The 13,293-nt window shown below is 60.4% G+C and carries 11 protein-coding genes; 5 read left to right on the top strand and 6 right to left on the bottom strand.

Translation table 11 applies throughout. The features are described 5' to 3' along the window. Window positions 1-37 precede the first annotated feature (37 nt). The 3 genes from M9827_RS01105 to motA all read right to left on the bottom strand — a co-directional run bounded on the left by M9827_RS01105 (window position 38) and on the right by motA (window position 3,223). Window positions 38-1,201, bottom strand: coding sequence for a sterol desaturase family protein (locus M9827_RS01105; protein WP_250602924.1), 1,164 nt, complete (start codon window positions 1,199-1,201; stop codon window positions 38-40). Window positions 1,202-1,291: 90 nt separating this feature from the next. Further along, window positions 1,292-2,368 (bottom strand): flagellar motor protein MotB, encoded by a 1,077-nt coding sequence (gene motB, locus M9827_RS01100; RefSeq protein WP_250602923.1) that lies wholly within the window; start codon window positions 2,366-2,368, stop codon window positions 1,292-1,294. A 3-nt stretch (window positions 2,369-2,371) separates the two neighbouring features. Continuing rightward, entirely contained in the window at window positions 2,372-3,223 is an 852-nt protein-coding gene (gene motA / locus M9827_RS01095; RefSeq protein ID WP_007915795.1) for a flagellar motor stator protein MotA, read from the bottom strand. Window positions 3,224-3,389: 166 nt separating this feature from the next. Between motA and M9827_RS01090 the strand changes: the two genes are divergently transcribed. The 3 genes from M9827_RS01090 to asd are packed head-to-tail and all read left to right on the top strand — an operon-like array spanning window position 3,390 to window position 6,664. Further along, window positions 3,390-4,928, top strand: a complete 1,539-nt coding sequence (locus M9827_RS01090) for an HDOD domain-containing protein (protein WP_250602922.1) — start codon at window positions 3,390-3,392, stop codon at window positions 4,926-4,928. A 42-nt stretch (window positions 4,929-4,970) separates the two neighbouring features. Continuing rightward, window positions 4,971-5,804 carry a thiosulfate sulfurtransferase gene (rhdA, locus tag M9827_RS01085; RefSeq protein WP_250602921.1) on the top strand — a complete coding sequence of 278 codons (834 nt, stop codon included), beginning with the start codon at window positions 4,971-4,973 and terminating at the stop codon, window positions 5,802-5,804. Continuing rightward, entirely contained in the window at window positions 5,804-6,664 is an 861-nt protein-coding gene (gene asd, locus M9827_RS01080; protein ID WP_024011354.1) for an archaetidylserine decarboxylase, read from the top strand. The genes rhdA and asd overlap by 1 nt, the downstream gene beginning before the upstream one ends. A gap of 68 nt (window positions 6,665-6,732) precedes the next feature. Here asd and M9827_RS01075 read toward each other — a convergent pair whose 3' ends face one another. After that, window positions 6,733-7,134: a lectin OAA family protein gene (locus M9827_RS01075; protein ID WP_250602920.1), complete on the bottom strand. Its 402-nt coding sequence runs from the start codon at window positions 7,132-7,134 to the stop codon at window positions 6,733-6,735. A 220-nt stretch (window positions 7,135-7,354) separates the two neighbouring features. On the opposite strand from M9827_RS01075, the gene M9827_RS01070 reads away from it, so the two are divergent. Continuing rightward, a complete protein-coding gene (locus M9827_RS01070; protein WP_250602919.1) occupies window positions 7,355-9,109 on the top strand; it encodes a cyclic-di-GMP receptor FimW-related protein in 1,755 nt (584 codons plus the stop codon). Window positions 9,110-9,199: 90 nt separating this feature from the next. On the opposite strand, the gene serB is transcribed toward M9827_RS01070, so the two are convergent. Next, window positions 9,200-10,414: a phosphoserine phosphatase SerB gene (gene serB / locus M9827_RS01065; RefSeq protein WP_064388597.1), complete on the bottom strand. Its 1,215-nt coding sequence runs from the start codon at window positions 10,412-10,414 to the stop codon at window positions 9,200-9,202. Between the two features lie 134 nt (window positions 10,415-10,548). Between serB and M9827_RS01060 the strand changes: the two genes are divergently transcribed. Further along, complete coding sequence (locus M9827_RS01060) at window positions 10,549-12,054, top strand: AhpA/YtjB family protein (RefSeq protein ID WP_250602918.1); 1,506 nt, start codon at window positions 10,549-10,551, stop codon at window positions 12,052-12,054. A 438-nt stretch (window positions 12,055-12,492) separates the two neighbouring features. On the opposite strand, the gene M9827_RS01055 is transcribed toward M9827_RS01060, so the two are convergent. Continuing rightward, window positions 12,493-13,203 (bottom strand): PqiC family protein, encoded by a 711-nt coding sequence (locus tag M9827_RS01055; protein WP_250602917.1) that lies wholly within the window; start codon window positions 13,201-13,203, stop codon window positions 12,493-12,495. Between the last annotated feature and the right edge of the window lie 90 nt (window positions 13,204-13,293).

The following is a 13,293-nucleotide window of genomic DNA, read 5'->3' as shown; positions in this document are numbered from 1 at the left end:
GTAAAAAAGCCGCGATCATCTCGCGGCTTTTTTTGCCTCACACGCTGGCCGGCGGTTTTGGCACAACCACCTTTGGCTCAGGCTTGCGAAACGCATACAGGTGCTGACGCACAATCCCGCCCGGCAGCTCCTTGCCAAACACGCCATAACGCACCGGCCACTCCTTCGGCGGCAGCTTGAACGTACCGAAGAGCATGTCCACCAGCGGTGTGTGGATCGCGTAGTTTTTGTAGATGTAGTCCTTGTGCCGGGCGTGGTGCCAATGGTGATAGCGCGGCAGCACGATCAGGTAGTTCAGCCAGCCGCCATTGATTCGCACGTTGGCGTGGGCCAGGACCGCTTGAACGCCGACCAGAATCACATAGGCATTCAGTGCCTGCGGGGCAAAACCCAGCAACATCAACGGCACCAGCACGCCGGTGCGGGTCAGCAGGATTTCGATGAAATGCACCCGGGAACCGGCAAGCCAGTCCATGTGCGTGCTGGAATGATGCACCGCATGAATGCGCCACAGCCATGGCACCACATGATAGAGCCGATGCAGCCAGTACTGACCGAGATCGGCCACCAGGATCGCCAGCAGAAACTGCACAACGAGCGGCAGGCTTTGCACACTCGCCTGCAAACCGGGAGACACCGCCCAGCCGGCAATGTAAGTCGACGAGGCGGTGATGAAGATCAGGATGAACTGCACCAGCATGTGGCTGACGAAAAAGTAGGTCAGGTCGGTGCGCCAGTGCGGGCGCAGGATGTTTTGCTCGGGGTCCTTGGAGTAGAGCTTTTCCAGAGGAATGAACACGATGGCCGACACCAGCAGCGCCAGCACAAACCAGTCCAGGCCGAGCGAGTACGGCGTCTGCCCGATCGCGCTGACCTGGACATTGGTACCACCGAGAAACACTGCCAGCCCCGACGCCACCAATCCGGTAATCCCCAGACGTTTGCGCTTGTTGAGCAGGATATTCAGGGTGCCGAGGCTGAACGACAGCACCAGACCGAGCAACAGCGTGGTGCGCGCAAATTGCTCGTCATAGACTTTGCGCAGTTCGGCGGTGGTCAGCCATTCCGGGAAGAGGAAGCAAAACACTGCCAGCAGGCTCAGCAGCCCGAGGGTCGCCGAAATATAGCCACTGACCCGCCCCTCGCCAAATTTGAAGGGGGCGTTGCCGTGCCGCTGAAAATAGGCTTTGAGTCTTTCCATAACTGATCTTCCGTGATTGCGAATACTGCGACTGGTCATTGCGACGCAGGCAGAAACAAAAAAGCCACGGTAACCGTGGCTTTTTGTGAATCACTGCTTGGGCGCGGGAGCCGGTGCAGTGGCTGGCGGAGCAGCGGGAGCAGGCGCCGCACTCCCCGGCTCGGCCGGTTTCGGTGCGGCGTCGTCGAACAGATTCAAGCGCTCGCGCAACTCGTGCGCAGGCACAGGTTGCTGATCCGCCGGCAACGCATTCGGATCAACCGGTGTCGCCGGGGCATTGCCGTTCTGACTCTGATCCGCCGGTTTAGCCGCGTCGGCACCTTGCGCACCTTCGATGGCCGCTTGGGCTTTCTTGGTCAGCACGACAATGTCAATGCGACGGTTGACCGGGTTGAACGGGTTTTCCCGATCGAACAGCGCCGACGAGGCATACCCCACCACCCGCGCCACCTGCGAGTCCGGATAGCTACCGGCAACCAAGGCACGCCGGGCAGCGTTGGCACGGTTGGCCGAGAGTTCCCAGTTACCGAAATCACCAGTGCCGGTGTACGGCTTGGCGTCGGTGTGACCGCTGATGCTGATCTTGTTCGGCACCGCTTTGATGGTGTCGGCCATGGCCAGCAGGATGTCTTCAAAGTACGGTTTCAGGCGTGCGGAGCCCGAGTCGAACATCGGCCGGTTCTCGGCGTCCATGATCTGGATGCGCAAGCCATTCGGGGTGATCTCGAAGAGGATCTGATCCTTGAACTTCTGCAGTTGCGGATTCTCGTCGACCTTGTTCTGCAGTTCTTGCAGCAGCAGTTCCAGACGTTCCTTCTCGACCTGCTCGGCCATGCCTTCAACCTGTTCGGTATCGACCGTAACCTTGTCAGGCTGCGGTTGCGATTTCACTTCCGGGTTAAGGGTGTTTTCCGGGGCCAGGGTCGGTGTGCCGCCCAGATCAATGATGTACGGCGTGCCGCTTTCGGAGAAGCCGACCGGGTCTTTGAAGTAACCGGCAATGGCGATCTTCTGCTCCGGCGTCGCGGTGGACAGCAGCCACAACACGAGGAAGAACGCCATCATCGCCGTGGCAAAGTCGGCGAAGGCGATTTTCCACGCCCCGCCGTGATGCCCGCCGGCTATGCGCTTGACGCGCTTGATGATAATCGGCTGATTATTTTCCATGACTTAGCGACCGCGAACCGCTTGTTCCAGCTCGGCGAAGCTTGGACGGTGCGCCGGGTACAGAACCTTGCGACCGAACTCGACCGCCAGCGAAGGCGGCATGCCGGAAGCCGAAGCTACCAGCGAGGCCTTGATGGCTTCGTAGACGTTCAGCTCTTCCTTGGCATCGTGGGCCAGCGAGTGCGCCAGCGGGCCGAAGAAACCGTAGGCCGCGAGAATACCGAAGAAGGTACCGACCAGTGCCGCACCGACGTGCAGACCGATGGACTTCTGATCACCTTCACCCAGCGAGGCCATGGTCACCACGATACCGAGTACCGCCGCGACGATACCGAAACCGGGCATGGCGTCGGCGATGCCGTTCACCGCATGGGATGGATGCTCGAGGTCTTCTTTCAGGCTGTACAGTTCCATGTCGAACAAGCCTTCCAGCTCGTGCGGCGCCATGTTCCCGGAGGACATGATGCGCAGGTAATCGCAGATAAACGCGGTCATGCGTTCGTCTTTGAGCACGGCCGGGTACTTGGCGAAAATCGGGCTCGCGGCGGCGTCTTCGATGTCGCCTTCAATGGCCATCATGCCTTCGCGGCGGCTCTTGTTGAGGATCTCGTAGATCAGGCCGAGCACTTCCAGATAGAACGTGTGGCTGAAGCGCGAACTGAACATGCTCAGGGATTTCTTGAGCACGTGCATCGTCATGTAACCGGGGTTGGCCTGGAGGAATGCACCCAGTGCCGCACCACCGATGATCAACACCTCGAAGGGCTGGATCAGGGCGGCAATCTTGCCGTGGGAGAGCACGTATCCGCCGAGCACGCTCGCGAATACGACGATGATGCCGATAATTTTAGCCATAGGTAGAAAGTACTTATTTAAGTCGGGTTCAAGGTCATATTCGGAAGTTAAAAAATCTCTTCTTCTACTTATCGGCAAAACTGCGCCAGACTATAGCCAGTTCAGGCGAAAAGCCAATTTAGCCCATGCCGGGCGCGTCTACAGTCAGTGAAGATCTCGTCCAGACATGGCTAATGAAACGAACGTCCCACACGCAAAACCGACCACGCTCGAGGGCTGGGTAAAACTGCTCGACAGCGTCCAGCTGCCCGTGCCGCAAGAGGCTCACGACAAAGTCTGCCGGGCGATCCGCGACAACCGCAGCTCGTTGCGCGACATCGCCGACCTGATGCAGGAGAGCCCGGCGCTGGCCTTAAGCATCATCCGTGAGGCAAATCGTCACACCCACGGCACGATGGCCGCACCGGCGGAAAATCTCGAGGTGGCAATCAATCGCCTCGGCCTTGCCCGCACAGAAGAACTGCTCGCGCGCTTGCCTGCCGAACCGCAGATGCAAATTCCCAAGGCCCTGCGCCAGTTACAGATGATCAGCCAGCACGCGACGCAACAGGCCAACGGTTTTTTCGCCAGTCGCCTGGCGCGGCTGTGGCAGGACATTCATTGGGGCAGCTTGTTGTTCCTCTCGCCGCTTTGGCCCTTGGCGCTGACGTATCCAGAGTTGCTCGAAGAGTGGGAACTGCGGGTTATCCACAAGGGCGAGTCGGCCCCGGTGGTCGAGAAGCAATTGTTTGGCGTGCGCTTGCTGAAGATCGCCGAGGCGCTGGTGCAAGTCTGGCACCTGCCGATCTGGGTCCAGCAGGGCTATAAATTGCTGCTCAGCGAACAGCGTGAACTGGTCAAAGTCCTGCGCATCGCCCGCGACAGCGAACATCCGCTGCGCCAGCAAAACCGTCTCGATGACGATCCGACCCTGCGCCGCTGGCTCAACCAGCCGGCCAACACTGTGCTGCTGGCCAACGGCCTGGCACTGTCGGCGCAACAAGCGTGGGACAGTCGGCACAGCGAACGCTGGCAGTACCTGACCAGCCTTTATCTGCAGATCCCGATGGATGAAGTGCAACAACAGTTGCACCAGCAAGCCGCCAACAGTGCGCGCCACCATGCAATGCCGGACTTGTGGCACCCAGCGGTTTCGTTGCTGTGGCCATGGGGCACCCATCGTTTGCCGGCCGGCATGCTACCCGCCGCTGCGCCAACCTCGGAAGATCTGACGCAATGGCGCCGGCAATGCGCCGAACTGTTGGCCGAGCCGAGCCGTTTCACCAATGCCATGAGCCTGACCGTCGCCGCTCGCGATGCGCTGGTGGCCAGCGGCATGCGCCGGGTGATGATCCTGATGGCCGACCGCACGCAGTCCAATCTGCGCGTGCATCAAACCGCCGGGCTGCCGAAAGAAGCGGCGGCGCTGAATTTTGTCGTCAGCCAGAGCAAGGTCCTGCAACGGCTGCTCGCGCAACAGGCGCAGGTGCGGATCAATCCCGAGAACAACGCACAATTCTCTGCCCTGCTGCCAGCGAGCCTGCGCACGCTGTTTCGCGGCGAGCATCTATTTCTGCGCTCGCTGGTCAATAACGGTCGGGTGATCATGATCGTCGTCGCCGATCAGGGCGGCGGGCCGTTCGCCGACATCACCGTGCAAGCCTTTGGCAAAACCGCGCAGTGCATCGAAAAAGCCCTGCACAGCTTTAGCAGCCGTGGCCGATGAGGCTGCGCTACAATCCTCCCCTTTGTGCTCTGGAGACCTCACATGTCTGACTTCTCTGGCTTGCCGCTCGTCATCGAGGCGAGCGACCTGCTCCCGCGTCTCGATTCCCCTGAACTGATTCTGGTGGATCTGACCAGCCCTGCCCGTTATGCCGAAGGTCACTTTCCCGGCGCACGCTTTGTCGACCCGAAACGCACCCAGCTCGGCCAGCCGCCGGCGCCGGGCTTGTTGCCGGCCAAAGCCGACCTGGAAGCGTTGTTCGGTGAACTGGGCCACCGCCAGGACGCGGTCTATGTCGTGTATGACGACGAAGGCGGCGGCTGGGCCGGGCGTTTCATCTGGCTGCTCGACGTGATCGGTCACGACAAATACCACTACATTGACGGCGGTCTGCCGGCGTGGCTGGCGGCCGGCATGCCAATGTCGATCCAGGTTCCGCCTGCGGTAGGCGGCCCGGTGGCACTGACCCTGCACGAAGAGCCGACGGCAACCCGCGAATACCTGCAAAGCCGTCTCGGCGCTGCCGATCTGGCGATCTGGGATGCCCGTGGACCGCTGGAATACTCCGGCGAGAAAGTACTGGCCGCCAAGGGCGGTCACATCCCGGGCGCGGTCAACTTCGAATGGACGGCGGGCATGGACAAGGCACGTCAGCTGCGCATTCGCAGTGACATTGCGCAGATCCTCGAAGACCTCGGGATTACCAAGGACAAAGAAATCATTACCCACTGCCAGACCCATCACCGGTCGGGCTTCACTTATCTGGTGGCCAAGTCCCTCGGTTATCCGCGGGTCAAGGGCTACGCCGGTTCCTGGGGCGAATGGGGCAATCACCCTGACACGCCTGTCGAGATTCAAGGTTCTAAGGACAACTAATGAAAGAGCGTCTGTTTATCCTCAGCCAGTATCTGCTGCCTCATCACCTGCTGTCGCGCCTGGCCGGCTGCATTGCCGAGTGCCGCGTACGCTGGTTCAAGAATGCCTTCACCCAATGGTTCGCCAAGCGCTATCAGGTGGACATGTCGCAAGCACTGGTCGAAGACCTCACCGCTTACGAGCACTTCAACGCATTCTTCACCCGCGCCCTGAAAGACGGCGCGCGTCCGCTGGACGAAACCCCGGGCGCGATCCTCAGCCCGGCCGACGGTGCGGTCAGCCAGCTCGGCCCGATCGAACACGGTCGCGTGTTCCAGGCCAAGGGCCACAGCTTCAGCGTGCTGGAACTGCTCGGCGGCGATGCGGCCAACGCTGCACCGTTCATGGGCGGTGACTTCGCCACCATTTACCTGTCACCGAAGGACTACCACCGCGTGCACATGCCGCTGGCCGGCACCCTGCGCGAAATGGTCTACATCCCCGGCCGGATTTTCTCGGTCAACCAGACCACCGCCGAAAACGTGCCGGAGCTGTTCGCCCGCAACGAACGTGTGGCGTGCATTTTCGACACCGAGCGCGGGCCGATGGCCGTGGTGCTGGTGGGCGCGATGATCGTCGCTTCGATCGAAACCGTGTGGGCCGGCCTGGTCACCCCACCGAAGCGCGAACTGAAAACCTTCCGCTACGACGAAGCCGCCCGTGCGCCGATCCATCTGGAAAAAGGTGCTGAACTGGGTCGCTTCAAACTGGGTTCGACCGCGATCGTGCTGTTCGGGCCGGATCAGGTTAAATGGGCTGAAGAACTGGTGGCCGGTTCGCCAGTGCAGATGGGCCAAGGCCTGGCACTGCCAAAAGCCTGAACATGATGTGAGCCAGGATCCGCCCGTTCGCACGTCTGCGAATGGGCGGAGACAACTCGGTGGTGCCGTTACTCTATTTGCCCACGGAAGCCGATCGGGCCTTCGTTGGCATAGGTATTGGTGCCACTGAGGTTTTTCCCTCCGTCACTGGACGTGATGCTCAACGCGATAACGTTCTGATTGTCCCGGCCGCCAATCACCCACTTGCCGCCCGGATGCCATGGGGCATCATTGCCACCCCACTGATTCTCGACGTTGTACTGGTTCTGACCGGTGCGTTGCGCTTTGAAGCCAATGGGACCTTCCCCGGCATAGGTCATGGTGCCGGTGAACGTTTTACCGTCATCGCGCGACTTGATCTCGATAGCGACGACATTCTGGTTGTCCCGCCCGCCCAACACCCAGGTTCCACCCGGATGCCACGGCGCCGAACTGCCACCCCATTGATTTGCCACTGCATATTTAGACATGAACCTCATCTCCTTGAAGTTTCGGGAGACCTGCCCGAGGTTGACGGCAGGCCGTGCAACCGTGCGTTTCCGATCGCACGTCTGAGAGACTAGTAGGGCTTCAGGAATGGCATCCGGCCAGCAGACCAATGGTCAAAAAGGCTGACGCCAACCAGCGAAACAGACCACAACTGCTAGAGTTTCGGGCATCGCCTATTTCGCCACCGGAGCCAGTCAAGGCATGAGTGAATCTCGCCCCCTACCCTCCCTGAGCGCCCCGACCCCGACGCAAACGCGTCTGTCGTTTTGCGAAGCCACCCCGCGCGACCTCAAGCGCTGGATCGCCGGCCTGCCCAAGGCCAACATCGGTGAAACCGCCCGCCTGCTGTATCAAGGCCTGGGCGAACTCAACCAGTTGCTCACCCCCAGCGACAACCGCCTCAACCTGCTGGAGCTGCTGCGCCCCGAGGTGTATTTCGTCTGCCAGCATCTGGAGCGGCACTTCATGCATCAGGCGATCATGCTCGACGAGCGCTCGCGCAAGATCAGCAATCTGTGCAAGGCGCTGCAAAGCCATCTGGCCGTCGGCTACAAACAGATCGTGTTGCGGATTGCGCCGAAGTACAGCAAGGATCGCGCGGCATTGGTCAGCACGGCCCTGCAACGGGCGGCCCATGCACTCAAAGGTCAGCTGCTGCGTGCGACGCAGTTGTATAGCTCTGCGCCGGAGCATGTGTGGTTCGAACTGCATCAGCTGTATCGCAGCGCCTGCGAAATGCAGTTGCAACAGCGCCGGGTGCATGACGATCTCGCCAGCCTCACCACCGAACTCAGCCTTGAACAGACCTACATCGCCGCCCTGCTTCTGGGCAGTGCCCGCTGCAATCAATTGCGGCAGAACCAGATCGCCCGCTTGGCCGAAGTACTCGAACCGTGGAGCGCCCTGCTCAAATTGCATCCCGCTCGCACGAGCGAAGGCCTGTTTGCGATCAGCCCGGCAATCGATGCCGGCCCGCGCTACCGCAACATGTTTCGCAGCGAAGAACAGCCCGGATTGCTCGGCTTCGATCCGCAGCCACTGGTGAACGCCATCGAAGCGCATTTGCAGCATCAAGACACATCAACGCCGCTACCCGTGCCGGCCGGCCTGAGCCTCGATACCCTACAACACCTGCACGCGACTTGGGGGCAGGCCGCCGAGCGCAGCTTTCAACGTACCGTTGGCCAGGGCAATCTCACTGTATGCGTGGGTATGAGCGCCCTGCACTTTTACCTCGGCGGCGAGCGCAGTTTCAGCGAATTGCTCAAGCATCCCGCAGCGCGCCCGGCAAATTTCTGCAGTAGCGTCGCTGAAGGTGAAAAGGACAGTTGGAGCCAGGCCTTCGACGCAGCACCGCAGAGCAAATCTGATGAATTTTTGCCTTACGAGGAAATCCAGTACGACCATTTGCTCGAGGATGAAGGCGGCACGGACAGTACGCCGCATTACCCGACCTATGCCTTGCCGGTGATCAATCACAGCCCCGGCGGATACTGCCTCGCGTGGCCGGATGAAGTGCCTGCCGAACTGCAGGCCGGGGAAATGCTCGGCATCCACGACAGTGTCAGTCTGGGCTGGAGCATCGCGGTCATTCGCTGGATCCGCCAGGTGCGCGGCGGCGGCACACAAATGGGCATTGAGCTTGTGGCGCCCCATGCCCAGCCTTGCGGTCTGCAACTGGTGCGCTCGCGGGATGATCACAGCCAGTATCTGCGCGGCTTGTTGCTACCGGAGATCAGCGCGATCGACTTGCCGGCGACTTTGCTGGCGCCGCGCTTGCCGTTTCAGGAAGGCAATAAAGTGCTGATCAACACCCTGGGCGAAGAACATCGCGCCGGGCTGGATCGACGGGTAGCGAGTACGCACAGTTTCAATCAGTTCGCTTATCGCTCGCTGGAGGCCGCGCGCAATGGCGGGAGCGAGGAGGATTTTGATTCGTTGTGGAAGTCGCTTTAAAGCAAAAGATCGCAGCCTTCGGCAGCTCCTACAGGGAAATGCATATCCCTCTGTAGGAGCTGCCGAAGGCTGCGATCTTTTGATCTTTAATTACAACTGCCCGTCGCGATCGCGGAAACCCAGCAGATACAGCACGCCATCCAGCCCCAACGTCGAAATCGCCTGCTTCGCCGACTGTTTGACCAGCGGCTTGGCACGGAACGCCACGCCCAAACCGGCAATCGCCAGCATCGGCAGATCATTCGCGCCGTCGCCGACCGCGATGGTCTGCTCCAGACGCAACCCTTCCTTGTGTGCCAACTCTTTCAGCAAATCAGCCTTGCGCTGGGCATCGACAATCGGCTCGATCGCCACGCCAGTACACTTGCCGTCGACCACTTCCAGCTCGTTGGCGAACACGTAGTCGATGCCCAGTTTGGCCTGCAATTGCTTGGCAAAATAGGTGAAGCCACCGGAGAGAATTGCAGTCTTGTAGCCCAGACGCTTGAGTTCGGCGAACAGCGTTTCGGCGCCTTCGGTCAGACGCAGCGAAGCGCCGATCGAGTCCAGCACGCTGACATCCAGACCTTTGAGCAAGGCCAGACGCTCTTTGAAACTGGCGCGGAAGTCGAGCTCGCCGGCCATGGCGCGTTCAGTGATTGCCGACACCTGCTCGCCGACACCGGCAGCCTTGGCCAACTCGTCGATGACCTCGGCTTCGATCAGCGTCGAGTCCATGTCGAACACCGCCAGACGACGATTACGGCGGAACAGCGAATCTTCCTGGAAGGCGATGTCGACGTTCAGCTCTTGGGCCACGCTGAGGAATTCGGCACGCAGCGCTTGCGGATCAGCCGCTTCGCCACGCACGGAGAACTCGATGCAGCCCTTGCCCTTATCAGCCGGGGTGTCCAGCGGCATGCGACCCGACAGACGGTCGATGTGATCGATGTTCAGGCCATATTTGGCGGTGATCGAGCTGACGGCCTGCAATTGGCCGGCGGTGACTTTGCGGGTCAGCAGGGTGACGATGTGGCGTTTCTTGCCCTGATTGCCCACCCACTGCTGGTAATCCTCTTCGGATACCGGCGTGAAGCGCACCTGCTGGTCGAGCTCGTAGCCCTTGAACAGGATGTCTTTGAGCACGGATTTACCCTGCTCGGAATCGGGAATCTCAACCAGGATGCCGAACGACAGGGTGTCGTGGATCACCGCCTGACCGATGTCGAGAATGTTCACACCACCTTGTGCCAGAACGCCGGTAATGGCTGCCGTCAGACCCGGACGGTCGACTCCCGTGATGTTAATCAGGACGATTTCGCGCAACGCGCACCCCCGCAACTGGAAAAAAACCGCATTCTACCCACTTTCAGTGACCATCGGGCACCGTGAGCGCTTTGCCGGTCTAGGGCCTGTCGCTATACTGCGCGTCAACTTCACGGACAAAAGAGCCGAGCTCAGTGAACCGGCCCACGCCAGTTAAAACCGATAACTTCTTCCTGCTGATCTTCCGTGCACTGCGCCACCGCCGTGTACCGATTGCATTGCGCATTGCCAGCCATAACGTGATCCTGGTCGCTCTGGCCCTGGTGATCTATGCCGGCGTGATGGGTTTGCAATTCAAGCAGGCCATGCACCAGCAGGCCGATGCGCTGGGCGAAAGCCTGACCACGCAGACCGCGACTTCTGCCACGGAGCTGTTGGTGTCCAACGACATCCTCAGCCTCAACGTGCTGCTCAACAATCTGACCAAAAACAAACTGGTGGCCCACGCGGCGATCTATAGCGTGGATAACCGCATCCTCGCCGAGTCCGGTCAGCGGCCCAAGCACAGCCTGCTGGGCGAAGCCGAGGGCATGTACGAGAGCAAGATCACCTTCCAGGACGTGACTGCCGGGCAACTGCGCATCAGCCTGGACATGGATCAGTTCCAGCAGCCGATGACCATCAGTCTGCAAAGCATGGGCATCCTCAGCGGGATCCTGCTGGCGCTGTCGCTGGCCCTGAGCCTGCGCATGGGCCGCTACCTGTCGACGCCGTTGCTGCAATTGCGCGTCTGGCTGCGCCGCATCGACGAATACACGCCAGGCATCGATCGTCAGGATGAAATCGGCGATCTGGCGCGTCAGCTGCACGCCAACTACGCGCCAGAGCCTGTACCTGAACCGGAGCCTGAGTTCGAGGACGAAGAGGACGAGCCGGAATTCGAGGTGCGCAACTTGCGTGATCCGAGTTTCGACGAAACCCGTCCAATGGCCGCGCAGAAGCCTGCGCCGAGACATCTGGTCAGCACCGTCGAAGATGAAGATGACGATGACGCATTCGCCGACCTGCGCGATGAGTCGCTCAATGGCGCGCCCCAACCCGTCATCCGCCAACCGTCTCCAAGCGTGCCGCAGCACACCGCCGTGCTGGCCGTGCAATTGGGCTCACAAGAGCAACTGCGCCGCTTGCCGCGGGCACGCCTTGAAGAATTGCAGGAGCGCTATCGCGACTGCCTCGATCAGGCTGCGTCGCTGTATCAGGGCGAAATCGAAACCCTGAACGACGGCAGCACGCTGATGCTGTTCCACACTGAAGACAGCGGCGACGATTACCTGACCAACGCGATCTGCTGCGGCGAGCTGCTGCGGGCGCTGGGCCATCAGTTGCAGATTGAGGTCGCGGACAGCGGCATCACCCTGCAATTGCAGTTGGGTTTGACGCTGGGCGATGAGCTGTTCGGCCTGAGCCAGATCGATCTGCTGCTGACCGATTCGGCTCAGGACGCACTGGCCTTGTCGCAGCACAGCCGCAACCTGCTGCTGGTTGAGCGCAAGATCAGCGACGACGCGCTGATACGCCAGCGTGCGCGGATCCGCCCGATCGCCAGCCCTGAGGGTGCTTGCTGCGTGGAGCGGTTGATGGAGCCTTATCCGTCGATGCTCGAACGGCAACTGGCGCGGATGCATGAGCGTCGGGCGTAAGCCTTAGGCCTTAAACACAGAAGCCCGCAGACGAGTGATTGTCTGCGGGCTTTTTTGTGGCTGACTGAAAAGCCCCTCACCCTAGCCCTCTCCCAGAGGGAGAGGGGACTGATCGGGGGATATTGCCGAAATACACCGACCTGCACGTCCTGCTTTGAATCCATAATCGCCAAGCTCTTTCAGGTCGATGTATGACGTCAGACACTTCTACCGAATCCACATTCGCCAAGCTCTTTCAGGTCGATGTATGACGCCAGACACTTCTACCGAATCCACATTCGCCAAGCTCTTTCAGGTCGATGTATGACGCCAGACACCTCGGTCAGTCCCCTCTCCCTCCGGGAGAGGGCTAGGGTGAGGGGCTTTTGATCCTCCCCACCAAACCCCAGACACAACAAAGCCCGCACAAGGCGGGCTCTGTTCTGACTCGGTCCAGGCTTAGAAGCGGAACACTTCCATATCGGTACGAATCGGTGATGCCATTGGAATCTTCGGCTGCTTCTCGGCCTCCGTCGCCGGTGCTGCCGGTTTCGGTGCCGCTTTACGCGGGGCCTCGGCCACCGGAGGCTGATTGGCCAACGGCTTGAGCGCTACCGACAATTGCTCGGCCAGACGCTGCAGCAAAATGCCCTGGGCCTGCACCTGCGAAGCCGTACTGCCAGCATGCAGCTCTTGCAGATGAACGATGCGGTTATCGCGCACCTGACCACGACGGTCGATCAGACGCCATTGCGCATCAAGTATCGCCGGTTGTTTCTGGCCAGAGTCCAGACGCGTGATGGTCAACAACACCTGCACATCCGGAGTGAACCCCGTAGTAGCCGGTGCCAGCACCACACGCTGGCTGTCCAGATGGCCAGCCACCTGACGCATCAGCAACTGATCAATATCCGACGAAAGGCTGCCAGCCCAACGACCGTCGGTCGCCGCTTGCAGGCTACCGTCCGGTTGACGTTGCAGCAAAGTCTCACGTTGCAGGTAATCGGCTACGACTACCGGGCCTAACAAAACCGCCATGCCCGCGCTTTGCGCAGGCTGAACCGGACTTCCGCTGTCCAGTTGATACAGCGACACCGGCTGGTGAACGCTGCAACCCGCCAGGCCCAAAACGCCGGCGAGCAGGAAAATAAGGGGGCGCAGAGCAGTCATCATCCCGTCCAGGTGGCCGCCACAAGGCTGACCACAGTGAAAATACTCAATAAATATGAAGAACGCTCGGCCACGCCGGCGCTTGGAAAG

The organism is Pseudomonas sp. AKS31 (genome assembly GCF_023634765.1).
GTDB lineage: Bacteria > Pseudomonadota > Gammaproteobacteria > Pseudomonadales > Pseudomonadaceae > Aquipseudomonas.
Note: the sequence above shows the minus strand (reverse complement) of the source record. Positions and strands in the feature narration are given on the sequence as shown.

Coding starts and splice junctions, on each gene's coding strand:
- M9827_RS01105 (WP_250602924.1), bottom strand. CDS start 1,201: ATGGAAAGACTCAAAGCCTATTTTCAGCGGCACGGCAACGCCCCCTTC.
- motB (WP_250602923.1), bottom strand. CDS start 2,368: ATGGAAAATAATCAGCCGATTATCATCAAGCGCGTCAAGCGCATAGCC.
- motA (WP_007915795.1), bottom strand. CDS start 3,223: ATGGCTAAAATTATCGGCATCATCGTCGTATTCGCGAGCGTGCTCGGC.
- M9827_RS01090 (WP_250602922.1), top strand. CDS start 3,390: ATGGCTAATGAAACGAACGTCCCACACGCAAAACCGACCACGCTCGAG.
- rhdA (WP_250602921.1), top strand. CDS start 4,971: ATGTCTGACTTCTCTGGCTTGCCGCTCGTCATCGAGGCGAGCGACCTG.
- asd (WP_024011354.1), top strand. CDS start 5,804: ATGAAAGAGCGTCTGTTTATCCTCAGCCAGTATCTGCTGCCTCATCAC.
- M9827_RS01075 (WP_250602920.1), bottom strand. CDS start 7,134: ATGTCTAAATATGCAGTGGCAAATCAATGGGGTGGCAGTTCGGCGCCG.
- M9827_RS01070 (WP_250602919.1), top strand. CDS start 7,355: ATGAGTGAATCTCGCCCCCTACCCTCCCTGAGCGCCCCGACCCCGACG.
- M9827_RS01055 (WP_250602917.1), bottom strand. CDS start 13,203: ATGACTGCTCTGCGCCCCCTTATTTTCCTGCTCGCCGGCGTTTTGGGC.